Annotated in this window: 20 protein-coding genes, 4 pseudogenes and 1 riboswitch; of the genes and pseudogenes, 22 read left to right on the top strand and 2 right to left on the bottom strand. The window is 42.4% G+C overall.

The window, feature by feature from the left end; translation table 11 throughout:
* Positions 1-42 precede the first annotated feature (42 nt).
* From resA to aroD, 8 genes are all read left to right on the top strand, one after another.
* The gene (gene resA, locus AU387_RS19475) at positions 43-582 is read left to right on the top strand and encodes a thiol-disulfide oxidoreductase ResA (RefSeq protein WP_044154915.1); all 540 of its coding nucleotides are present in this window, start codon (positions 43-45) and stop codon (positions 580-582) included.
* Positions 579-2,207, top strand: coding sequence for a cytochrome c biogenesis protein ResB (resB, locus tag AU387_RS19470; RefSeq protein ID WP_059336640.1), 1,629 nt, complete (start codon positions 579-581; stop codon positions 2,205-2,207). The genes resA and resB overlap by 4 nt, the downstream gene beginning before the upstream one ends.
* Before the next feature lie 19 nt (positions 2,208-2,226).
* Positions 2,227-3,402 (top strand): c-type cytochrome biogenesis protein CcsB, encoded by a 1,176-nt coding sequence (gene ccsB / locus AU387_RS19465; RefSeq protein WP_059336639.1) that lies wholly within the window; start codon positions 2,227-2,229, stop codon positions 3,400-3,402.
* Between the two features lie 82 nt (positions 3,403-3,484).
* Positions 3,485-4,207 carry a DNA-binding response regulator ResD gene (gene resD / locus AU387_RS19460; protein WP_010334777.1) on the top strand — a complete coding sequence of 241 codons (723 nt, stop codon included), beginning with the start codon at positions 3,485-3,487 and terminating at the stop codon, positions 4,205-4,207.
* The gene (gene resE, locus AU387_RS19455; protein ID WP_059293678.1) at positions 4,204-5,970 is read left to right on the top strand and encodes a sensor histidine kinase ResE; all 1,767 of its coding nucleotides are present in this window, start codon (positions 4,204-4,206) and stop codon (positions 5,968-5,970) included. The genes resD and resE overlap by 4 nt, the downstream gene beginning before the upstream one ends.
* A gap of 203 nt (positions 5,971-6,173) precedes the next feature.
* Positions 6,174-6,758, top strand: a complete 585-nt coding sequence (gene sigX, locus AU387_RS19450; RefSeq protein ID WP_059336638.1) for an RNA polymerase sigma factor SigX — start codon at positions 6,174-6,176, stop codon at positions 6,756-6,758.
* Positions 6,694-7,803 (top strand): hypothetical protein, encoded by a 1,110-nt coding sequence (locus tag AU387_RS19445; RefSeq protein ID WP_059336637.1) that lies wholly within the window; start codon positions 6,694-6,696, stop codon positions 7,801-7,803. The genes sigX and AU387_RS19445 overlap by 65 nt, the downstream gene beginning before the upstream one ends.
* 112 nt (positions 7,804-7,915) lie before the next feature.
* Positions 7,916-8,677, top strand: coding sequence for a type I 3-dehydroquinate dehydratase (gene aroD / locus AU387_RS19440; protein ID WP_059336636.1), 762 nt, complete (start codon positions 7,916-7,918; stop codon positions 8,675-8,677).
* A 58-nt stretch (positions 8,678-8,735) separates the two neighbouring features.
* Here aroD and serA read toward each other — a convergent pair whose 3' ends face one another.
* On the bottom strand, positions 8,736-10,313 hold the full coding sequence (serA, locus tag AU387_RS19435; protein ID WP_059336635.1) for a phosphoglycerate dehydrogenase: 1,578 nt from the start codon (positions 10,311-10,313) through the stop codon (positions 8,736-8,738).
* A 206-nt stretch (positions 10,314-10,519) separates the two neighbouring features.
* Positions 10,520-10,654: riboswitch (FMN riboswitch) on the top strand.
* Between the two features lie 156 nt (positions 10,655-10,810).
* On the opposite strand from serA, the gene fmnP reads away from it, so the two are divergent.
* Complete coding sequence (fmnP, locus tag AU387_RS19430; RefSeq protein ID WP_024121894.1) at positions 10,811-11,383, top strand: riboflavin transporter FmnP; 573 nt, start codon at positions 10,811-10,813, stop codon at positions 11,381-11,383.
* A gap of 39 nt (positions 11,384-11,422) precedes the next feature.
* Here fmnP and AU387_RS19425 read toward each other — a convergent pair whose 3' ends face one another.
* Positions 11,423-11,671, bottom strand: a complete 249-nt coding sequence (locus tag AU387_RS19425; RefSeq protein WP_003225461.1) for a ferredoxin — start codon at positions 11,669-11,671, stop codon at positions 11,423-11,425.
* A gap of 265 nt (positions 11,672-11,936) precedes the next feature.
* Here AU387_RS19425 and AU387_RS19420 point away from each other — a divergent pair, with 265 nt between their 5' ends.
* The 13 genes and pseudogenes from AU387_RS19420 to dgrA all read left to right on the top strand — a co-directional run bounded on the left by AU387_RS19420 (position 11,937) and on the right by dgrA (position 24,392).
* Positions 11,937-12,995: a YpbB family protein gene (locus tag AU387_RS19420; protein ID WP_059336634.1), complete on the top strand. Its 1,059-nt coding sequence runs from the start codon at positions 11,937-11,939 to the stop codon at positions 12,993-12,995.
* The gene (locus AU387_RS19415; protein ID WP_044154973.1) at positions 12,988-14,478 is read left to right on the top strand and encodes a RecQ family ATP-dependent DNA helicase; all 1,491 of its coding nucleotides are present in this window, start codon (positions 12,988-12,990) and stop codon (positions 14,476-14,478) included. The genes AU387_RS19420 and AU387_RS19415 overlap by 8 nt, the downstream gene beginning before the upstream one ends.
* Before the next feature lie 14 nt (positions 14,479-14,492).
* Positions 14,493-15,075 (top strand): annotated as a pseudogene (locus AU387_RS19410) (CPBP family intramembrane glutamic endopeptidase).
* Positions 15,059-15,798 (top strand): annotated as a pseudogene (locus AU387_RS19405) (LysM peptidoglycan-binding domain-containing protein). The pseudogenes AU387_RS19410 and AU387_RS19405 overlap by 17 nt, the downstream one beginning before the upstream one ends.
* A 64-nt stretch (positions 15,799-15,862) precedes the next feature.
* Positions 15,863-16,306 (top strand): YpbF family protein, encoded by a 444-nt coding sequence (locus tag AU387_RS19400; RefSeq protein ID WP_044154976.1) that lies wholly within the window; start codon positions 15,863-15,865, stop codon positions 16,304-16,306.
* An 85-nt stretch (positions 16,307-16,391) separates the two neighbouring features.
* Entirely contained in the window at positions 16,392-17,171 is a 780-nt protein-coding gene (locus tag AU387_RS19395; RefSeq protein WP_059336633.1) for a metallophosphoesterase, read from the top strand.
* A gap of 151 nt (positions 17,172-17,322) precedes the next feature.
* Positions 17,323-17,907, top strand: a complete 585-nt coding sequence (locus AU387_RS19390; RefSeq protein ID WP_010334765.1) for a genetic competence negative regulator — start codon at positions 17,323-17,325, stop codon at positions 17,905-17,907.
* Positions 17,908-18,062: 155 nt separating this feature from the next.
* Positions 18,063-19,337, top strand: a pseudogene (gene gudB, locus AU387_RS19385) (NAD-specific glutamate dehydrogenase).
* A gap of 108 nt (positions 19,338-19,445) precedes the next feature.
* Positions 19,446-20,420 (top strand): YpdA family putative bacillithiol disulfide reductase, encoded by a 975-nt coding sequence (locus AU387_RS19380; RefSeq protein ID WP_044154980.1) that lies wholly within the window; start codon positions 19,446-19,448, stop codon positions 20,418-20,420.
* A 120-nt stretch (positions 20,421-20,540) separates the two neighbouring features.
* Positions 20,541-21,196: pseudogene (gene prsW / locus AU387_RS19375) on the top strand (glutamic-type intramembrane protease PrsW).
* 143 nt (positions 21,197-21,339) lie between these two features.
* Positions 21,340-22,254: a spore cortex-lytic enzyme gene (gene sleB / locus AU387_RS19370; RefSeq protein WP_044154987.1), complete on the top strand. Its 915-nt coding sequence runs from the start codon at positions 21,340-21,342 to the stop codon at positions 22,252-22,254.
* A 36-nt stretch (positions 22,255-22,290) separates the two neighbouring features.
* Entirely contained in the window at positions 22,291-23,643 is a 1,353-nt protein-coding gene (ypeB, locus tag AU387_RS19365) for a germination protein YpeB (protein WP_024121883.1), read from the top strand.
* Positions 23,644-23,735: 92 nt separating this feature from the next.
* Positions 23,736-24,392 carry a cyclic di-GMP receptor DgrA gene (gene dgrA / locus AU387_RS19360; protein ID WP_059336632.1) on the top strand — a complete coding sequence of 219 codons (657 nt, stop codon included), beginning with the start codon at positions 23,736-23,738 and terminating at the stop codon, positions 24,390-24,392.
* The last annotated feature ends 8 nt before the right edge of the window (positions 24,393-24,400 follow it).

Genomic DNA, 24,400 nt, shown 5'->3' with positions numbered 1-24,400 from the left:
ATAATTGAATGGATCTGCAATAGGGGAAGGGGGCAGTGGACAATGAAGAAAAAAAGGCGTTTATTCATTCGGACCGGCATCCTTCTCGTTTTAATCTGCGCGCTGGCCTATACAATATACAATGCTGTATTTGCCGACAAAGAGAGCATATCCGAAGGGTCCGAGGCACCGAATTTTGTCCTTGAAGATACGAATGGGGAACGTATTGAGCTAAGTGACTTAAAAGGAAAAGGTGTTTTTTTGAATTTCTGGGGCACCTGGTGTGAGCCGTGCAAAAAAGAATTTCCTTATATGGCGAACCAATACAAATATTTTAAAGACCAAGGCGTTGAAATTGTCGCGGTAAATGTTGGGGAGTCAAAGATAGCAGTACATAATTTTATGAAATCCTACGGAGTAAATTTTCCGGTTGTTCTGGATACAGATCGTCAGGTGCTTGATGCCTATGGCGTATCTCCGCTTCCGACAACCTTTTTAATCAATCCGGAAGGAAAAGTTGTCAAGGTGGTGACCGGCACTATGACAGAAAGCATGATCCATGACTATATGAATCTGATAAAACCCGGAGCGACTTCGGGATGAAGCAGGTAAAATGTGAATGCGGACATATCAACCCGGTCGGAACTGTTTTATGTGAATCGTGCGGCAGGGCGCTTCAGGAAACGCAGACCCCGCTTGCTGATATGAGATACGATGGAAGTGCGAGACGTTCACAAACCTATAACAAAACGTTCATTGATAAAATATGGAACTTCTTTTCTTCGGTTAAGGTCGGAATATGGCTTATCGTCATAACCCTTGCAGCATCAGCATTCGGGACGATTTTTCCTCAAGAAGCCTATTTGCCCCCCGGCGCTCAGGCTGATACATATTATAAAGAACAATACGGCACGTTCGGCCAGCTTTATTATTTACTCGGGTTCCATCATTTATATGGATCTTGGTGGTATTTGCTGCTGATTGCCTCAATCGGCATTTCTCTTGTCATCTGCAGCCTTGACCGTGTGATTCCATTGTACAGAGCATTGAAAAATCAGGGGGTCAGGAGAAGCCCTGTTTTCTTAAAAAGACAGCGGCTGTTCAGTGAAACGGAGACCGAGCTCAACCTTGAAGAAAAAGAAAAGATTGTGACTCTCTTAAAGAAAAAGCGTTATAGAATACGAGAACAAGAGGGCAGCATTCTGGCGGAAAAAGGGCGTTTTTCCCGTTGGGGTCCGTATGTCAATCACATAGGATTAATCATTTTCCTGATTGGCGCAATGCTGAGATTTGTGCCGGGCATGTACGTCGATGAAACGCTCTGGGTCAGAGAAGGCGAAACTGCGGCAATTCCAGGCACAGACGGAAGATATTATTTGAAAAACAATCAATTCAGCGTAGAGACTTATAACAGCGAGACAGAAAAAAAGGTGTTCGCTGATGCCATTGACAGAGTCGGAAGCGGAAAGGTCGCGAAAAACTTTCAAACAGATGCGGTACTCTATAAACGGGAAGGCAAAATTGTCTATGGAGAGAAGCCGAAGCTGAAAAAAATAAAAGAAGAAGATATTCGTGTCAACCAGCCGCTGCGCTTTGATTCGTTTTCTGTTTATCAGGTGGATTATAAAGAGAATCAGCTCGATCAGATGGTGTTTCAGCTGATTGACAAAAAATCAAAAAAATCCTTTGGGAGCTTAAAGATCAACCTATTGGATCCAGATTCGGTTTATGATCTTGGCAACGGTTACAAAGTTGAGGTTGCCAGCTACCTTCCTGACTTCTATTTTAATCAGGACGGAGAGCCGAGTACAAAAACAAAAATCCCTAACAATCCGGCGTTTGTCTTTAATATCATAACGCCAGATAAGCCAAAAGGCGAAAAAAGCTTTGTTGCCATTCAAGAAACAATTGAAGGGTCGGGCAGCAATAAATACAAGTTAAAATTTGACCATGTCGAAACGAAAAACATAACCGGCCTGACAGTCAGAAAAGATCTGACGCTTTGGGTGCTTGCCATCGGCGGAGCCATTTTTATGATTGGCGTCATTCAAGGAATGTACTGGCAGCACCGCAGAATCTGGCTGCATACACAGGAAGGTGCAGTCATGGTTGCCGGCCATACCAATAAAAACTGGTACGGACTGAAGCGGGATTTAGAATTTGTTTTAGCCGATACGGGGCTGACTGAACCAGCAGACCAAAAAGAATTAATGAAAACACAGAAATAGGCGAAAAGGGAGTGGTGTCATGGCGGAGCTGAGCGGAAATTTTCTTTATGCGGCCTTTCTCGTGTATTTAATCGCGGTCCCGATTTTCGGCGGGGCCATACGAGGAAGGAAAATTAAAAAAGACAGGGCAAACCGGTGGGCGACGATCGGAATTACCCTTTCGATTATCGGTTTTCTCTGCCACCTGGGCTATTTTATTACAAGGTGGGCTGCCAGCGGCCATGCGCCTGTCAGCAACATGTTTGAATTTACAACAGCCTTTGGCATGATGCTTGTGCTTGCGTTTATTATCCTTTATTTTATCTATCAATTGCCTTCATTAGGTCTGTTTACATTATCGATCGCTTTATTGCTGATTGCATACGCCAGCATGTTTCCGACGGACATTTCGCCTTTAATTCCGTCATTGCAGAGCAATTGGCTGTATATCCACGTAACCACGGCCGCGCTGGGGCAAGCTATACTCGCCATCAGTTTTGTCGCAGGTGTCATTTTTCTTTTGAAGCATGTTGACCAGACAAAACCAAGTAAAAAAACCTTTTGGCTTGAAGCTATCATGTTTATTATGGTGACGGCAGTTGCCTTTATTGTGATAACATCTGTGTTTCGTTTTGCCGGCTATGAAGCTGAGTTTAACTGGGTGGATAAGAATAAGGAAAAAAGCGTGATGGTCTATGAAATGCCCGCACTTGTAGGTCCGCATGAGGGTAAGCTTATCACCGAGGGGAAAATGCAGCCCATTGCAGAGCTTCCGGCCCTTTTCTCAGGCAGAAAGGTAAACACAGTGATTTGGTCGTTTGGAGCTGGACTCCTATTGTACGGAGCGCTTCGGCTGATCGTCAGAAAAAGAATCAGTGCCTGTTTCCATCCTCTGGTGAAAAACGTGAATCTTGATCTGGTAGATGAGGTTGGCTACAGAGCCGTTTCCATCGGTTTTCCGATTTTTACACTCGGCGCGCTGATCTTTGCAATGATTTGGGCTCAGCTCGCTTGGACGAGATTTTGGGGCTGGGACCCGAAGGAAGTATGGGCGCTGATCACGTTTTTGTTTTACGCCGCTTATTTGCATTTAAGGCTGTCAAGAGGGTGGCACGGTGAGAAATCAGCATGGCTGGCCGTAATCGGTTTTGCTATCATTATGTTCAATTTAATATTCGTAAATCTTGTGCTTGCCGGACTTCATTCTTATGCATAGTCCAGAACAAAGCGATACAGTTCTCAAACTTTCTCATGATTTGATAAAATGAAAGTAACAGAAGGAAAGCAGGGGGAAAACGATGGACCAAACCAATGAAACCAAAATATTAGTAGTTGATGACGAAGCCAGAATTCGCCGCCTTTTAAAAATGTATCTTGAACGTGAAAATTATGTGATTGAAGAAGCGGAAAATGGTGATGAGGCCATTGCCAAAGGCCTCGAAACCAATTATGACTTAATTTTGCTTGACCTAATGATGCCTGGCACAGACGGAATTGAGGTCTGCCGCCAAATTCGCGAAAAAAAAGCTACACCAATCATCATGCTGACCGCAAAAGGAGAAGAAGCAAACCGGGTGCAGGGGTTTGAATCGGGAACAGATGATTACATTGTCAAACCGTTTAGTCCGAGAGAAGTTGTGCTGCGGGTAAAAGCGCTTCTGAGAAGGGCATCTCAAAACTCTTATTTCAATGCGAATACGCCGACGAAAAACGTATTGGTGTTTTCTCATCTGTCAATCGATCATGATGCCCATCGGGTAACTGCTGACGGAACTGAAGTGAGCTTAACACCGAAAGAGTATGAGCTCCTTTACTTCTTAGCGAAAACGCCTGACAAAGTGTATGATCGGGAAAAGCTTCTCAAGGAAGTGTGGCAGTATGAATTTTTTGGCGATCTGCGTACAGTAGACACACACGTCAAACGTCTCCGGGAAAAGCTCAATAAAGTATCACCGGGAGCTGCCAAAAAAATCGTCACCGTATGGGGCGTCGGTTATAAATTCGAGGTAGGCGCTGAATGAAATTTTGGAAAAGCGTAGTAGGCAAGCTGTGGGCTACGATCCTTTCTCTTGTCCTGATCGTATTATTTATTTTAACGGTGCTTTTACTCGAGTTTATCGAAAATTATCATGTGGAAGAAGCCGAAAATGATTTAACCCAGCTTGCAAATAAAGTCGCAGTCATCTTAGAAAAACACGAGGATCAGGCGCTGGCAAGGTCGATCACCTGGGAGCTCGCTGATAACTTAACAAGCATTGCGATCATACAGGATGAGAAAAAATACTGGTATTCGCCGAACGATAAAAATCGGCTCTCATCTATCACGCTAGAGCAAATACAGCGGGACAAGGATTTACATCAGGCTCTGGACAACCATAAAAAAGTCAGTAAACGCACGGGCCTGAGTGGCAGAGACACGGATAATGAACGCCTGATTGTGGGTGTTCCGTATGAAAAAGACGGAAAAAAAGGCATGGTCTTTTTATCTCAGTCTCTGCTTGCTGTCAAAGACACAACAAAACACACGACCCGTTATATATTCCTTGCCGCAGGCATTGCGATTGTGCTGACCACATTTTTTGCTTTCTTTTTATCAAGCAGGGTCACGTATCCGCTTCGAAAAATGAGAGAGGGCGCACAGGATTTGGCAAAGGGCAAGTTTGACACGAAAATCCCGATTTTAACCCAGGATGAAATCGGTGAGCTGGCAACCGCCTTTAATCAAATGGGACGGCAGCTTAATTTTCATATCAATGCCCTCAACCAAGAAAAAGAACAGCTTTCAAACATATTAAGCAGTATGGCTGACGGAGTGATTACCATCAATATCGACGGCACGATTCTCGTGACAAACCCGCCGGCCGAACGTTTTCTGCAGGCTTGGTATTATGAGCAGAATATGAATATTAAAGAAGGCGACAATCTTCCGCCAGAAGCAAAAGAACTGTTCCAAAATGCTGTCAGCACAGAAAAAGAACAAATGATTGAAATGACGCTGCAGGGCAGATCATGGGTGCTGCTGATGTCGCCGCTGTATGCGGAATCGCATGTCAGAGGCGCGGTTGCCGTTCTTCGAGATATGACCGAAGAACGCCGCCTTGATAAATTGCGCGAAGACTTTATCGCAAATGTCAGCCATGAATTAAGAACGCCGATCTCCATGCTTCAAGGGTACAGTGAAGCCATTGTCGATGACATTGCGAGCTCCGAAGAAGACCGAAAAGAGATTGCTCAAATTATATATGACGAGTCGCTGCGAATGGGCCGCCTTGTCAACGATTTGCTTGATTTAGCGCGAATGGAATCAGGGCATACTGGATTGCATTATGAACAAATCAATCTTAATGAATTTATAGAAAAGATCATGCGCAAATTTTCCGGTGTTGCCAAAGAAAAAAATATTTCTTTGCATCAGGACATTTCTCTCACTGAAGAGGAATTTATGTTTGATGAAGATAAGATGGAGCAGGTGTTTACCAATTTAATTGATAACGCGCTGCGTCATACTCAATCAGGCGGCAGTGTCTCCATCTCCGTTCATACGGTTAAGGATGGAATAAAAATAGACGTCAAAGATTCCGGCTCCGGCATACCGGAAGAGGATCTGCCATTTATTTTTGAGCGGTTCTATAAAGCGGATAAAGCACGGACAAGAGGCAGAGCAGGAACCGGACTGGGACTTGCTATTGTTAAAAATATTGTGGAAGCTCACAACGGTACCATTACGGTGCACAGCCGGATGGACAAAGGAACGACGTTTACGTTTTATATTCCGACAAAATGATCAAGTCGAGTCTGAATTTGCCGAAGAATCTTGTTCCATAAGAAACACCCGCTGATCCAAGCGGGTGTTTTTTAAAAGGTTTTTCTTAATAAAATTTAAGGATATGTTAATATAAATTCCCTTCCAAATTCCAGTTTCTCGTAATATAGTTGTAATGTAACTTTTAAGCTATTATTACGACTAAAGAAACGGAGGGGTTTCCTATGGAAGAAACCTTTCAAGCGTTATATAAAACTTACCATCAAGATTTATATCAATTTTTATTTTATATGGTAAAGGATAAAAGCCAGGCTGAAGACCTTCTTCAGGAGGTTTATATTCGTGTATTAAATTCATATCATACGTTTGAAGGAAGAAGCAGTGAAAAAACATGGCTTTTGTCGATTGCACGCCATGTGGCGATAGACTGGTTCCGTAAGCAGCAGACGATCAGACAGCGTGTACTCGGGACATTTGATTGGGATACACAGGATGTCAGAGATCAGCAATTGCTTCCGGACGAACTCGCGGTTCAACATGAAAATGTCCGGGAAATTTATGCTGCGCTCGATCAATGTACGATCGATCAAAGAGCTGTGATTATCTTACGGTTTATTCAGGGATATTCAATACAGGAAACAGCCAATGCTCTGCGCTTCTCGGAAAGCAAAGTGAAAACGACCCAACACAGAGGGCTCAAAGTACTTCGGAAACATATGGAGCTTTTGAGGGAGGAGCTAGTGGATGATGAAGCCAGATTGGAACGAAGAACAGATAAAGGAGTTGTTAAGTCAACTGCCGGCAGTTAAAGACCATCGTTCTCCGCAAGACATATATAAGCGGCTTTCGATGGCAAAAAGCAAAAAAAAGTCCGCTGTTAGGTGGATTGGCCCCGCATGTGCCACTGCGGTTGCGGTTTATATCGCCTTCATTATTTCTCCTCATTTCTTTGATCAGGCACAGCCTCAACAAAAAGAAGCGTCCCAAGAAAACGCTATAACGAAAACTGAGACAGCAGACAGCAAAAAAGCTGCATTATCCCTGGATCAGTCATCGTTAGTTGTTCCTGAAAAGGAGCAGAACAACTATACGACTGTAGCAATTGCCGATGCCGAAACATCCACAATTATACCCGTCAGCATTAAAAAAACGAAATCAAACCAAACCATACAGGAGGTGCTGTTTGAAAGTGATCAATTGGATATCCTTGATCACGCCATCACAATTCCCTCCTTCATGGATGAAGTGGAAGTAAAGGAAAACCAAAATCATAAGGAATTACATATACAAGTCGATCAGCCCATTGAGGCTTTTTCTGTAAAAGACGACGCAATACTAAAAAATTTGCTGAAAGAATCTTTAAAATGGAGTCCCTATGAAAAAATCAAAATTTTTTCATCGGAGCAGAAAAAGGACGGCGCCAGTATTGGCTCAAATGGTACTTTTACTGAAATTCCTATTCCTAAACAGTCGAACAGAGCCTACTCCTTGTACCAAAATGAACAAGGACAAGACTTTCTCGTTCCAACAGAAAGAACATTTAATACTGTAAAAGAAGCTATTAAGGAAATGGAATCGAGCAATCAAACAAATACTGCACCTCTTATTCAAGCAGGTGCCGTCAAATCTGTAACGGAGAAACAGAATCACTTATATATCCATTTCTCAAAACACTCGAGGGTTGAGGATTCTATTGCCGGCATCTTAATGCTGGAGGGACTTCTTTTAACAGCAAAGGAGTTTGGCTTTACAGAAGTGACCTTTGCGGAAACGGGAACAAAAAAAATCGGCAGATACGATGTATCAGAAGCTATTCCGGTTCCAGCTGCTCCAAATCCGATTTCCTTAAATTAAAAGAGCCTTTTTTCAGGCTCTTTTTTCGTTGCTTTTCATATAATAGAAATTTTCAAAAAAAACTTGTCCGTGTATAATAAAACAAGGTAAAGATTGAAAGGATTTGAGACGAGTGAACGTGTTAACAATCAAAGGAGTTTCCATCGGTGAAGGGATGCCGAAAATCATCGTTCCGCTGATGGGGAAAACAGAAAAGCAAATTTTAAAAGAAGCAGAAGCTGTGAAATTACTGGATCCGGATATTGTCGAGTGGCGAGTCGATGTATTTGAAAAAGCAGACGACAGCGAAGCAGTCATAAAGATGATCTCAAAACTGCGAGAGTCTTTGAGAGACAAGCTGTTTCTATTTACATTCAGATCGCATAAAGAAGGCGGGAGCAAAGAAATGGATGTACGTTCCTACATCGCTTTGCTGGAAACGGCTATCCGCACAAAAGATATAGACTTTATCGATATTGAATTATTTTCAGGAGAGGCCAACGTTGAAGCGTTAGTATCTTTAGCAGAAGAAAATGGTGTCTACGTGATTATGTCTAATCATGACTTTCAGAAAACACCTGCAAAGGACGAGATCATTTCCCGGCTTCGTAAAATGCAGGAGTTAGGAGCGCATATTCCGAAAATAGCCGTAATGCCGAAGGATGCAGGAGATCTTTTAACCTTGCTTGATGCGACGTATACGATGAAGACAAAATATGCGGACCGACCGATGATCACAATGTCAATGGCGGGAACGGGATTAGTCAGCAGGCTGAGCGGTGAGGTATTTGGATCAGCTTGCACATTCGGCGCAGGAGAAGAGGCTTCAGCACCTGGGCAAATACCTGTATCCGAGCTGAGAAACGTGTTAGAAGTACTGCACAAACATACATAAACAGGAAATGGTTAAAAAGCAGAAAAAAACTCAAGCTGCAGAGCTTGAGTTTTTTTCATTATGGAAGATCAATAAGTTTCACAGACACGATATCAGGAACATCTGTTAGTTCTTTCACAATTTTATCTTCTAAATGTCTGTCAAAAGAAAGCATCATGATGGCTTCTCCGCCTTTTTCTTTACGGCCGACCTGCATGGTTGCAATGTTAATATCGTTATCTCCGAGAATACGTCCCACTCGGCCGATGACCCCCGTCGTATCCTGATGCTGGATGTAAACCAGGTGGCCTGTTGGATAAAAGTCGATATTAAACCCGTTGATTTCGACAATGCGTTCTCCGAAATGAGGGATATAGGTAGCTGTAACGGTAAAGGTGCTGCGGTCTCCTGTCACTTTTACGCTAATGCAATTATCGTATCCAGATTCAGAAGTGGAAATCTTTTCACTAAAGCTAATGCCGCGTTCTTTTGCGACACCGCCCGCATTTACTTCGTTAACTGTTGAGTCAACGCGTGGTTTTAAGAAGCCTGAAAGAAGGCTTTTTGTAATAAACGATGTTTCAAGTTTAGCAATTGTGCCTTCATATTGAATCGCGACATCCTGTACCGGCTCTTTCATGCATTGTGATACGAGGCTGCCGATTTTTCCTGCGATTTGGTGGTACGGCTTAATCTTAGCGAATTCATCTTTTGTCATGGCAGGCAGGTTAATGGCTGACATAACAGGAAGACCTTTTGCGAACTGCAGAACTTCTTCTGATACTTGCGCTGCAACATTCAGCTGCGCTTCTTTTGTCGATGCCCCTAGGTGAGGAGTGGCAATCACTAACAGGTGGTCAACGAGTTTATTATCAACTGGCGGTTCAACTTCAAAAACGTCAAGCGCCGCACCGGCAACATGGCCGCTTTCTAAAGCTTCAAGAAGAGCTGCCTCATCGATAATGCCGCCTCGTGCACAGTTAATTAAGCGAACACCTTTTTTCGTTTTTGCAATTGTTTCTTTGTTTAATAAGCCTTTTGTTTCTTTTGTTAATGGTGTATGCACAGTGATGATATCTGCGCTTTCCAAGACTTCTTCGAACGTACGGCTGTTTACACCGATTTTTTTCGCTCTTTCTTCTGTTAAGAAAGGATCAAAAACGTGCACGGTCATACCGAAGGCTCTCGCACGCTGTGCAATTTCGCTTCCGATTCTGCCTAATCCTACAATTCCAAGTGTTTTGCCGTAAAGTTCCGAACCGACATATGCTGTGCGGTTCCATTCTCTGGATTTTACAGAAATATTGGCCTGAGGGATGTGTCTCATTAAAGATGAGATCATCGCGAATGTGTGCTCAGCTGTGGAAATTGTGTTTCCGTTTGGCGCATTAATAACAATTACCCCGTGTTTCGTCGCTTCGTCAATGTCGATATTATCCACACCGACACCGGCTCTTCCGACGATTTTTAAAGAAGTCATTTTTTGAAAAAGGTCTTCTGTTACTTTTGTCGCGCTTCGCACCAATAGAGCATCAAAGGTATGTAATTCATCCTCTGCATCTGCTACGTTTTTTTGGACGATTTCAATAAAGTCTGATTCAATAAGTGGTTGTAAGCCGTCGTTGCTCATTTTGTCTGAGACCAATACTCGAAACATCGTAAGATTTCCTCCTAAATTGACAAACTAAATATCTGATAATTTAACATATTCTCAATAGAGTGTCAATGTGTATTGACGCAGTAAAGGATAAAAGGAAAGCGAGGAATTGACCAGTTTTAGAGACTTTTGGCGTTATATTTAATTTGAAGCAATTATCTATACAACCAACCCTTTATCGTTTATAATGGAACCAAATTCATATGATCAATCTTCGGGGCAGGGTGAAATTCCCTACCGGCGGTGATGAGCAATGGCTCTAAGCCCGCGAGCTGTTTTTGACAGCAGGATTCGGTGTGATTCCGAAGCCGACAGTATAGTCTGGATGGGAGAAGATGGAGGTTCAGCAGCGTTTTGAAAGAATGGTTTTCAAACGTTTCTTTACCAAGCCAAATTTTTAAAACCCCGCTTTTATATCATAGAGCGGTTTTTTTATTGGCTGGAAAAAGAACCTTTCCGCTTTTCGAGTAAGATGTGATCGAAAAGGAGAGAGCAAATTGAAAGTGAAAAAATTAGTCGTGATCAGCATGCTGAGCAGCATCGCATTTGTTTTGATGCTGTTAAATTTTCCGTTTCCGGGGCTTCCTGATTATTTAAAAATTGATTTCAGTGATGTCCCTGCCATTATTGCGATTCTTATATACGGACCTTTAGCGGGTATTGCCGTTGAAGCGATAAAAAACGTTCTTCAATATATCATTCAGGGGAGCATGGCTGGAGTGCCTGTAGGACAAATTGCAAATTTCATTGCCGGAACACTCTTTATTTTGCCGACTGCTTTCTTATTTAAAAAGCTGAACTCAGCAAAAGGCCTGGCAGTAAGTCTTCTGCTTGGAACTGCAGCTATGACGGTGCTGATGAGCATTCTGAATTATGTTCTGATTCTTCCGGCCTACACATGGTTTTTACACTCCCCGGCATTATCCGACAGTGCGCTGAAAACAGCGGTAGTCGCTGGTATCCTGCCATTTAACGTCATAAAAGGCATTGTCATTACGATTGTGTTCACACTAATCTTTATCAAGCTTAAACCGTGGATTGAACAGCAAAGAAGCGCGCATATTCATTAAATAAAAAAAGCTCCCGCAGGGGAGCTTTTTCGATTACTTCTATTCAAATTTAAGCGGGTCGCCCTCAAACGGCTCATCCGCCACTTTGATGGAATCAGTAGGGCATCCTTCAAATGCGTCAATCATATCTTCTTCCAGTACTTCAGGAACTTCGACAACGCCTTTGTTTTCGTCAAGCGTTACGAACGCGATGCCTTCATCATCGTAATCGTAAATGTCTGGTGCAGCCGCTCCGCAAGCGCCGCATGCAATGCATGTATCTTTGTCTACGATTGTGTACTTTGCCATGAATAAAACCTCCCAGATTGTTCTTGGTGGAACAAATGGATCAATCTTTATATTTAATCAATTTAACACCTATTCCTCTTACTTATTGTAATGATGTTGATGCCACATTTCAACAGAAAAATGATTGAGAATGCTTATCACATAAGGGGTTATCTACATAACATCCCCCCTAATAATGACTTTAAACGTCGATTTCTGTTTAAAATCTGTTAAAATAAAAAGAACAAACCAGCGATTTTTGTCAGGAAGAATGTGGGTGGATAGGTTGTCATTAAATTACTTTGATATCATGGTTCTCGATTGCCTTTCTAAAATAAACGGGGAACGGACAGGAAGTGCCGTTTTTCACTTATTCAAAGGAAAAAGATCGTCACAAACCATTCAAGATGCCGGCTTATTTCAGACTGCAAGATATTTTGGGATGGCTCCGCAATGTTCAAGAAGCGACATTTCAGCCTCACTCCGCAAGCTTGAACAGCAGTCATTTCTGGATCCGATGTCAGAAACAGATACATACAGAGTGACTATTAGAGGCGAAAGCATGTTGAGGCAGGCGCTGAGTGAACGGCCTTGGCCAGCCCATTGCCATGGCGCTTATTTTCAGCAGGCCGCAAGCGTGCTCTGGAAAAGACTTTCCCTTCTCGTACAGGTATTGTCAAATAAGCAGCACAGCAGCAGACACTATATTCCCGTCACAAAAGATTATAAGACGCTTCACTGGGTCAAGCGATACATGCACAAGCAAAAGGACCATGAAAAACTGGCAAGGGGCTTGCAGGATATGCTGGAGAATCATTTGCAAAAGCTTGACGAGAAAGCAGCTCTTATCTTTGTCTACTCATTAACTTCATATAATAGGATCGGTTATACGAGCAGGCAGCTTGCTGACAATCTGAAAGAAGACGAGTGGTACGTTTATGTCTTGTTTTGGGCTGCGGTACATTATTTTATTCATTCCTTGCCGCAATGTGAAGATTCTATATTAAAGGATCTTCTTTCTGATGTGCACCTGGAGAACGCACTGACTGAGTCTACGAGAAAAACATGGCAGATGGTCAGACAAGGAATTCCGATTCAGCGAATTGCTGAAATCAGAAAGCTGAAAACCGCCACAATTGAAGACCATATCGTCGAAATTTCTCTTCATGAGCCGGCTTTTGTAATTGATGGATATATTTCGGCTGAAGATCAGCTCCAAATTGCTGAGTTCGCCAAACGCATGCGGACAAACAAGATCAAACAAATTCGAGAAGGCCTAGAGCAGCGGTTCAGCTACTTTCAAATCAGGCTGGCATTGGCAAAGCAGGTGAAACAGTATGACTAAATTACAGCAAGCGTTATATCAGTTTTTTGGTTTTCATTCCTTCAAAAAAGGGCAAGAGGACATCATCAGAAGCGTACTCAGCGGAAAGGATACCATTGCAATGCTTCCGACAGGGGGAGGAAAGTCTCTTTGCTACCAGTTGCCCGGTTATATGCTTGACGGTATGATATTAATCGTTTCTCCTTTGCTTTCTTTAATGGAGGATCAGGTGCAGCAGCTGAAAGCGCGGGGAGAAAAACGAGCTGCCGCTTTGAATAGCATGCTCGGCAGGCAGGAAAGACATTTCGTTTTGGAGCATATTCACCGCTACAAATTTTTGTATCTGTCGCCTGAAGCTTTGCAGTCGTCATATGTCCTGGAAAAATTAAAGAGCGTTCCGATCAGTCTTTTTGTTATTGATGAAGCGCATTGTATATCGGAGTGGGGACATGATTTTAGGCCTGATTATTCAAAGCTTGGACAGCTGAGAAAAAAACTAGGACATCCGCCGGTGCTTGCTCTGACGGCTACGGCGACGAAGGATACGCTGCATGATGTTATGAATTTGCTTGATCTGCAGCATGCCGAACAGCATCTTAACTCAGTTAACCGGCCGAATATTGCACTCAAAGTTGAAAATACCGCGGATACTGCCGAAAAAATAGATAGGGTCATTCAGCTGGTTGAAAACCTGCAAGGACCGGGAATTGTCTATTGTCCGACAAGGAAATGGGCAGAGGAATTAGCGGAGGAAATTAAAAATAAAACAAGCAGCAGGGTTGATTATTACCATGGCGGCATGGATTCTGGTGACAGAATGTTAATTCAGCAGCAATTTATCAATAACCAGCTTGATGTCATTTGCTGTACAAATGCGTTCGGAATGGGTGTTGATAAATCTGATATCAAATATGTCATCCATTTTTATCTCCCGCAGACGGCTGAAGCTTTTATGCAGGAAATCGGCAGAGCAGGGCGTAACGGAAAACCGAGTGTCAGCATTTTGCTCAGAGCGCCTGGAGATTTCGAATTGCAAGAGCAGATTATCCAAATGGAGAGCCTTGCGGATGGGGAAATCGCCAATGTTATTCGCGTGCTGGAAGAAACGGAAGAACGGGACGAAAGAAAGCTGCGCGAATTATTAATGCAATATGGTATCACAGAGACGCAGTCGCGAATGATCATCCATCTCTTTATGCAGGGGAAAACATCAATTGAACTGATCAAGCGGGAAATCACGTATCGCATGGAGCTGAAACTTGATAAAATGCGTCACGTAACAGCTTTGCTTCATCGCGATGGCTGTTTAAGACAATCGCTGTTAGCCTATTTTGATGAAACCTACGATCCCGATAAGGGAAGCATGCCATGCTGTTCACATTGCGGTTTTGATCTTTCGCTGTATGAACAAAAAGAGGAGCGCGTCAAAATAGAGCCAATAGACGGCTGGAGATCGGAATTGCACCGTATATTCAGTCTGCAGACTGTAGGTGAGCCGAACTGAAACAGCAAAAGGATTTGATCCAGCATTTGTCTGACCGTGATATACTGAAGCAGCTATACATGACACAGCTTCTGATCATCATGGTGTCCGCTGCTGCCGTTTTGTTCTTTTTTTCAGGATGCAAGTGATTTTTTCAGGCTCTGGCATATTAGGGATATAAGAATCATTTGGTATGGTGTTTCTTTGGCGGTTATTGTCATTTTAGCCGACATGGCAATCATGAAATGGTGTCCGCCTCATTTATATGATGACGGCGGAATCAATAAAAAGTTATTCAGTAAAAGGCCAATCCCTCATATTATATTTTTAACGCTTCTGATTTCTTTTGCTGAAGAAATGTTATTCAGGGGAGTGCTGCAGACCCATATTGGTTTATGGGCGGCCAGTCTTGTATTTGCTGTTCTTCATTTTCGGTATTTGACAAAATGGCTGCTATTTATCATGGTGACGGCAATCAGCTTTTTGCTTGGACTGATTTATGAATGGACCGGCAATCTATTTGTTCCGGTAACGGCGCATTTTATTATTGATGCCGTGTTTGCCTGTCAGATTCGTTTTGAACATGTTAGGAGGGATACACATGACGAACATGTCTAGAGTAGAGAGAAGAAAAGCCCAGAATCTTTATGAAGACCATAAAACCGCATTGGCGGACGACCTTTTCGAAGATGATGAAGAAAGCCTTCCGACAAGACAATCTGTAAAAAATCAAAGAGAGAAGAAAAAAAGCAAGGCAAAACAAGAACGCCGTTATTTACCACTCTCGCAGTACTGTTTGTATTTGTGCCGGTTATCGTCTTTGTCACCTTATTTTATCTAATGAAAAGCCATCCGGGAAATCCCGATGATTATGAAGATGTTTTTATAAACAGCAGCCAGAGTAAATACGAGGTGGTCCAAAAACCAGAGGCCAAAAAAGAAATGGAAGAGACAGTTCTGCGCGAAGAGTCAAAAAAAAAATCTGAAGGCAAAAAGACAGAGAAACAAACAGAAGCAACAATTGATAAGAAGCAGCCAGCTGTAGCGGAAAAAGAGGACACAGCAAACAAACAGGAAGCAAAAAGCGCGGCTGCTTCCCCCTCCCCGGAAAAAACATTCCAAAAAGAGCAGGAACAGGTACAGCAGCAGTCTGAACCAGTTCAAGATACGGAGGCAAAACGTATCGTTCAGCACACCGTTCAAAAGAAAGAAACGCTGTACCGCATTTCCATGAAATATTATAAAAGCAGATCAGGAGAAGAAAAGATCCGTGCCTATAACCATTTGAACGGAAATGACGTTTATACCGGGCAAATTTTGGACATCCCTTTGACTTATTAGCGGGCATCTTTTTGATCGCAGGTTCATATATTGTAGCAATGAAAAGGGACAAGGTGTGAAGCGTATGGAATCCTTATGGAACCAGCTGGACCGATTTACGGACGCGCCGACCAAACAGATGCTACAGGCGTTGGTGAAACGAAAACAAAAATACGAAAACTATGCTGCGCAATGCCGCAGGTGGCGGTGGACCTCACTCATTTGCCTGGGCTTATTATGTCTTTTAATGATGACCAAAAGTCCGGCGCCTCAGCTCATTCTTCAAGAAATGCTCAGCCATACCTTTTATTTATTCTGGATGATGGCAACTGCTTTTGCATACTGCACTTCATATTATTTTAAGAAAAAAGAAGAAAAAGCCGAGGGTGATTTCCATAAACTGAGGTGTGAAATTATTCAGAAAAGCACTGATCTTTGGCCGCAGCCTGATAAATGGAAGGCGAGAGAATCTGTTTTTCGATTGATGAAGCACCAATATGATATTAATCTATATTTTGAAAGTAAATAAAATGGGGCGTTTTCTCAAACGATAGAAACGTCTTTTTTTTATTGTCCGTCTTATTGATAAGTTCTAAAAGAATGGAGAGTTTTTAATGAAGCGATCAATGAAAATTGCCGGTGCATTGGCTATTGCAGCAGCGGCAATGACGGCAAAAATGTATTCAGTGGCAAAAGGCAATCACCTAAAAATTCATACATTTACGTTATCCAAAATGAAGGGGAAGCCGCCTCTTACGATCTTTTTTATATCTGACATTCATAAACGTATGGTTGATCACGGTCTTTTAGAGGAAGCGCAGGGCCATCAGCCGGATCTGATTATAATCGGGGGTGATTTAGCTGAGGGCGGAGTGCCCTGCTCGAGAATTGAGGAAAACGTCAGAAGGCTTGCGGGTTTGGGAGTCCCTGTCATGTTTGTCTGGGGAAACAATGATTATGAAATCAGTCAGCGGGAACTGTATGCTATATTTAAAACGCACCGCATTATTACGCTGCGAAATGAATCGGTTCCTTTTACGTATAACGGACATAACATCACCATAGCCGGAGTGGATGACATCAGGATGGAGATGGATGATTATGAAGAAGCGATTAAAGAAATTGACGGGAACCAGGTGAACGTTCTGGTTTGCCATAACCCTGAGATCCATCAACAAATCAATGAAACTGACGGTATTGATGTCATATTCAGCGGGCATACCCATGGCGGGCAGATTCGATTTGGGAAATTTGGCCCTTATGAGCTTGGGACAACCGGTTTTGTTAAAAATGCTGTGTACCTCATCAGCAATGGGTACGGCACAACAAAAGTGCCTCTTCGTTTAGGGGCGGAGCCTGAGGCACACATCGTGACACTTGCAGCACCTGAATGACTTCCCTAAAGAGTGTGTCAATAAAAAACTGCATTGTGCTTGTCTTACTAGTGAACTCAGTGTAAACTGATAACAATTAAGAACCTATGACTCATCATCTCATATAATGTGTTATATGATTTGTGTGCAAGTAGAGGCAGGAGGGAACGTTATGCGGCTTGAGCGTCTGAATTATAATAAGATCAAAATCTTCTTGACCCTCGATGATTTAACTGATCGTGGATTAACAAAAGAAGACCTCTGGAAGGACTCATTTAAAGTCCACCAGTTATTTAAAGATATGATGAATGAAGCAAATACAGAGCTCGGCTTTGAAGCGAATGGACCGATTGCAGTGGAAGTGTATTCTCTCCAAGCACAAGGGATGGTTGTGATCGTAACAAAGAACCAAGAAGCGGATTCAGAAGAAGATGAGTATGATGATGATTACATCGAAATGCAAGTCAAGCTTGACGAAAGCGCGGACATCATATATCAATTCCATTCCTTTGAAGATATCATTCAGCTTTCTGAAAGCTTACAGCGGATCGGTATCACAGGAGGAACTGTCTACCACTATGAAGGACAGTACTTCCTGAGCCTTGAAGACTTGGGATCACAGACTGCCGAGGGTGTTGTGGCGGTCCTGGCTGAATACGGCAATCCGACAACATTAACGATTTATCGCTTACAAGAGTATGGTAAGCTCATTATGGACGGAAATGCTGTAGAGACAATCCAAACTCATTTTTCATAAGAATGGAAGAAAAACTGCTGTTTTTTACAGCGGTTTTTTTGTTAAAAAACATGGAAAAACATAACGTTTATCCTATGCATAGATCATATGAAGGTGTATACTATTCTCTGAAAGGGAGCATGTGAGAAACAGAAGATTCTAGGAGGTTAACTCAAATGGCAGCCGATCGAAACACCGGTCATACAGAAGAGGACAAACTTGATGTATTAAAATCAACCCAAACCGTAATACATAAGGCTCTGGAAAAATTGGGATATCCTGAAGAAGTATACGAACTGTTAAAAGAGCCGATGAGATTATTAACGGTAAAAATACCAGTTCGTATGGACGACGGTTCAGTCAAGATTTTTACGGGTTATCGTGCCCAGCACAATGACTCTGTCGGTCCGACAAAAGGCGGGATACGTTTTCACCCGAACGTAACTGAAAAAGAGGTGAAGGCACTTTCCATTTGGATGAGTTTAAAATGCGGTATCATTGATCTTCCATATGGCGGTGGTAAAGGCGGAATTGTTTGTGATCCAAGGGATATGTCGTTTAGAGAGTTGGAGCGTCTTAGCAGGGGTTATGTCAGAGCTATCAGCTAAATTGTCGGTCCGACGAAAGACGTGCCGGCACCGGATGTATTTACAAACTCACAAATCATGGCTTGGATGATGGATGAGTATTCAAGAATTGATGAATTTAATTCGCCTGGGTTCATTACAGGAAAACCGCTTGTGCTTGGCGGATCTCACGGGAGAGAATCAGCGACAGCAAAAGGTGTAACCATCTGCATAAAAGAAGCTGCGAAGAAAAAAGGCATCGATATTAAAGGTGCACGAGTTGTCGTTCAAGGCTTCGGAAATGCCGGAAGCTATTTGGCAAAATTTATGCATGATGCAGGGGCAAAGGTTGTCGGCATATCCGATGCATACGGCGGACTGTATGATCCTGAAGGCCTGGATATTGATTATTTACTCGACCGCCGCGACAGTTTTGGCACAGTGACAAAGCTTTTCAACGATACCATTACGAACCAAGAGCTGCTGGAACTGGATTGTGATATTTTAGTTCCTGCCGCGATTGAAAACCAAATTACAGAAGAAAATGCCCATAACATTCAGGCGAAAATCGTTGTTGAAGCAGCAAACGGCCCAACTACGCTTGAGGGAACAAAAATTCTTTCAGACCGTGACATTCTGCTTGTTCCGGATGTACTGGCAAGCGCGGGAGGCGTAACGGTTTCTTATTTTGAATGGGTTCAGAATAACCAAGGCTTCTACTGGGGCGAGGAAGAAGTAGAAGAGAAATTAGAAAAAATGATGGTAAAATCATTCAACAATATTTATGAAATGGCCAACAACCGAAGAATCGACATGAGACTTGCCGCATATATGGTAGGCGTGCGTAAAATGGCGGAGGCTTCGCGCTTTAGAGGCTGGATATAAGTTGATGATTTGCATAAAAAATAAAAATCTCCTATGATAAAATAGGAGATTTTTTTATTTGGAAATAGAAAAATGTGAATCGAATGCCAATCGCAGGAGTTGACGGAAATGATTGAAGAAAAAGCAATAATTATTGGCGGAGGTCCTTGCGGGTTATCTGCGGCCATTCACCTAAAACAAATTGGCATTGATGCCCTCGTCATTGAAAAAGGCAATGTCGTTAACAGTATTTACAATTATCCGACGCATCAAACCTTTTTCAGCTCAAGTGAAAAGCTTGAAATCGGTGACGTGGCATTTATTACCGAAAACAGAAAGCCTGTCAGAATTCAGGCTTTGTCGTACTACAGAGAAGTCGTGAAGCGGAAAAAGATCCGTGTGAATGCATTTGAAATGGTGCAAAAAGTGACAAAAGCAGAAAACAATTCATTTGTTATCGAAACGTCAAAAGAGACGTATTCAACACCATACTGCATTATTGCCACAGGCTATTATGATCATCCAAACTATATGAACGTACCTGGTGAGGATTTGCCGAAGGTATTCCATTATTTTAAGGAAGGACATCCGTATTTCGATAAAGACGTCGTCGTTATCGGCGGAAAAAATTCAAGTGTAGATGCTGCGCTTGAACTCGTCAAATCAGGAGCGCGTGTCACCGTTTTATATAGGGGCAATGAATATTCTACAAGCATTAAGCCATGGATTCTGCCAGAATTCGAATCTTTAGTAAGAAACGGTACAATCCGAATGGAATTTGGCGCTTGTGTAGAAAAAATCACTGAAGATGAAGTCGTTTTCCGCTCCGGCCAGCAGGAACTGATTACCATTAAAAACGACTTTGTATTTGCCATGACGGGTTATCATCCTGATCATCAATTTTTGAAAAAAATCGGTGTGAAAATCGATGAGGAATCAGGGCGTCCGTTTTTTAATGAAGAAACGATGGAAACCAATGTGGAGGGCGTTTTTATTGCCGGGGTCATCGCTGCCGGAAACAATGCAAATGAAATATTTATTGAAAACGGAAGATTTCACGGCGGCCACATCGCAAATGAAATCGCAAAAAGAGAAGATAAGTGAAAAGAGGAGAGCATATGAAGGATTCGTATGCTCTTTTTGTTTTTTTAAGGGCAGACAGATGTAAATTCATACACAACATGATAGGATAGACATAGGAATATAAAGGAAAGAGGTTGCCTGATGTTTGCAATCATCTCTGCAGGAATTGCTCCCGGCATCGCGCTGTTAAGTTATTTTTATTTAAAAGATCAGTATGATAATGAACCTGTACATATGGTGCTTCGGTCATTTTTTCTTGGGGTTGTTCTTGTATTTCCCACCATGTTTATCCAGTATGTGCTTGAAAAAGAGAATGTGGGAGGCGGAAGCTTTTTTGTTTCTTTTTTGTCTTCTGGCTTTTTGGAGGAATCATTAAAATGGTTTATTTTAATGATCAGTGTTTACCCGCACGCCCACTTTGATGAACATTATGACGGAATTGTATACGGCGCAAGTGTATCGCTCGGTTTTGCGACACTCGAAAATATTCTTTATTTAATCGGACATGGCGTGGAGCATGCGTTTGTCAGAGCGCTGCTGCCCGTTTCATGCCATGCCTTAATTGGCGTGATTATGGGGTTTTATCTAGGGAAAGCGCGTTTTTCCGCTGAAAAAGCACGTGCAAAATGGCTTTTCCTTTCGTTGGCCGTACCTTCACTTTTACATGGGTCGTATGACTTTATCCTGACAGCCCTCAGTAATTGGATCTATTACATGCTTCCATTTATGTTATTTTTATGGTGGTTTGGTTTGCGAAAAGCAAAAAAGCCCGTTCCGTCAATATGATGCAGATATAGAAGAGCCGCACAGCGATAGTGCGGCTTTTTGATTTGCTGAAATTTTTAAGCTGTGAGGGATAAGAAGGAAAGAGTGTATAAAAATAACCTTGTTACAGAAAATACGATTACACTCAAAAATTTGCTGTAGGAGGCTTGAAAAAATGAAGTCCAAAGGATCGATTATGGCATGTCTCATCTTATTTTCCTTTATCATTACGACGTTTATCAATACTGAAACCATTTCAGCCTTTTCTAATCAAGTCATTCAAAGAGGGGCAACAGGGGACGATGTGATCGAACTGCAGGCGCGTCTTCAATATAACGGATATTATAATGGGAAAATTGACGGGGTTTATGGATGGGGGACATACTGGGCAGTACGGAACTTTCAGGATCAATTCGGCTTAAAAGAGGTAGACGGTCTGGTCGGAGCCCAAACCAAAAAGACCTTGATATGTAAGTCTAAATATTACCGTGAATATGTCATGGAGCAGCTTCAAAAAGGAAATAAATTCACGCATTACGGAAAAATACCGCTGAAATACCAAACAAAACCGTCAAAAACAGCGACTCAAAAAGCAAGGCAGCAAGCAGAGACGCGGCAGAAACAGCCTGCTGAAAAAATAACACAGCAGCCGCAAGCGAATAAACAGCAAAACAATAACACGCCTGCAAAAACCAAAAAACAGGATGCGGTTGCAGCTAACATGCCGGGCGGTTTTTCCAATAATGATATTCGGCTGCTTTCTCAAGCGGTTTACGGGGAAGCGCGTGGGGAGCCGTACGAGGGACAGGTTGCTATTGCAGCAGTTATCTTGAACCGTTTAAACAGTCCGTTATTTCCAAATTCAATAGCAGGTGTTATTTTTGAACCGCTTGCCTTTACAGCGGTGGCTGACGGACAAATTTATATGCAGCCGAACGAAACAGCAAAAGAAGCAGTATTAGACGCCATTAATGGCTGGGACCCTTCCGAGGAAGCGCTATATTACTTTAATCCGGATACAGCTACCAGCGCGTGGATTTGGGGGCGCCCGCAGATTAAGAGAATCGGTAAACACATTTTCTGTGAGTAGCAGGACATAAGAAAGCATAAAAATGAGGTGTGATAAATGATCAGAGCTATTTTAATCGCAGTGCTCGGTATTGCAATTGTCGGTACTAGTTACTGGGGATACAAAGAGCACCAGGAAAAAGACGCTGTCCTTCTTCATGCTGAAAATAACTATCAGCGGGCGTTTCATGAGCTGACCTATCAGGTAGACCAGCTGCATGATAAAATTGGTGCAACGCTTGCCATGAACAGCAAAAAATCACTGTCCCCCGCATTGATAGATGTTTGGAGAATTACATCAGAAGCCCATAACAGTGTCAGTCAGCTGCCGCTTACATTAATGCCGTTTAACAAAACGGAAGAGCTGTTATCTAAGATCGGTGATTTCAGCTATAAAACGTCAATCAGAGATTTGGATCAAAAACCGCTCGATGAAAAAGAGTATACTTCGTTAAATAAGCTTTATCAGCAATCAGAAGATATACAAAATGAACTGCGCCACGTTCAGCACCTTGTTATGAGCAAGAACTTGCGCTGGATGGATGTAGAGATGGCGCTGGCCTCTGATGAAAAACAGAGTGATAACACGATCATCAATAGCTTTAAAACGGTTGAAAAAAATGTCGGATCCTTTGCCTCAGGAACAGATCTTGGGCCAAGTTTCACCAGCACCAAAAAAGAAGAGAAGGGTTTTGCACATCTGAAGGGAAAAGAAATTTCTGCACAGGAAGCCAAACAAATTGCCCAACGCTTTGCACCTGATGACAATTATGCAATCAAAGTGATAAAGAGCGGAAAAAAAACAAACCGTGACGTCTACAGTATCAGTATGAAAGATCCTGATCATAAAGCAGCGATATATATGGATATTACAAAAAAAGGCGGACACCCGGTTTATTTAATCCAAAACAGAGAAGTGAAAGATCAGAAAATCAGCTTGAATGACGGATCGAATCGAGCCCTTGCTTTTCTAAAGAAAAACGGATATGAAACAAAAGATCTGGAAATCGATGAAAGTGCGCAATACGATAAAATCGGTGTATTCTCATATGTTCCAATAGAAAATAATGTCCGGATGTATCCAGAAGCCATCCGTATGAAAGTTGCCTTGGATGACGGCGAGGTTGTCGGCTTTTCAGCGCGAGATTTCTTAACATCCCACAGAAAAAGAGACATACCAAAGCCGGCTATCTCTGAACAAGATGCGAAAGCAAAATTAAACAAAAGTGTAGAAGTGAGAGAAACAAGGCTTGCTGTGATCACAAATGAATTAGGACAGGAAGTATTATGCTATGAAATGCTGGGTACGATTGAAAATGATACATTCAGAATGTATATAAATGCTAATGACGGAACGGAAGAGAAAGTTGAAAAACTAAAAAATGCTGAACCTATATATAAAGACCTATAAAAACTAGGAGGAAAGGACTAAAAGTCTTTTCCTTTTTTTCATTACATGCTTTAATAAAAAGTGAGTATATTGAATGCGAAAGAGTGAAGTCAATGATAGAGATTGGGGAAACTGTACACTTAGAATACATAGAAGAAAATGATTTAAAAATAGCAAAGAGCAAAGCCGTGAGTATAGAAAACGGAGAGCTCCTGATCGCATATCCGGTTGATGTAAACACAGGAAGAACCGTGATTTTACTTCAAAATATTGAAGTAACGGTAGAGTTTTTCGGTAAAGACGAAGTGCCTTACCGCTTCTCAAGCCGCATTAAGGGAAAAGTGAAGGACAAGCTTCAAATGATCTGCCTTGAAGTGCCTCCCCGTGAAAAAATGAAGCGAATTCAGCGCCGCCAATATGTAAGAACTGACGCGGTATTGGATGTGCTGGTCGAGCCGGCAGATGAAAAAGACGGGTTTCATACACTCTCGTACAATATCAGCGCCGGCGGTATTGCTTTGATTGTGACAGATGGCTATTCTTTTCAGCACGGGGATACGCTGCGCCTGTTCATCAGCCTTCAGGATGGGGAGAAAACGAATCAAATAGAGGCTGACGCGGTTGTCAGGCGTGTTTATAATGATTCAAAATCAGGCAAACGTAAAATGACCTTGGAGTATTCGGAGATTTCAGCCAGTGATCAGCAGCTCCTTCTTCAGTATTGCATACGCCGCCAGGTAAACAAGAGAAGAAAGGGACGATTGGAATAAACATCGGC

It is taken from the genome of Bacillus halotolerans (genome assembly GCF_001517105.1).
Taxonomy (GTDB): domain Bacteria; phylum Bacillota; class Bacilli; order Bacillales; family Bacillaceae; genus Bacillus; species Bacillus halotolerans.
Note: the sequence above shows the minus strand (reverse complement) of the source record. Positions and strands in the feature narration are given on the sequence as shown.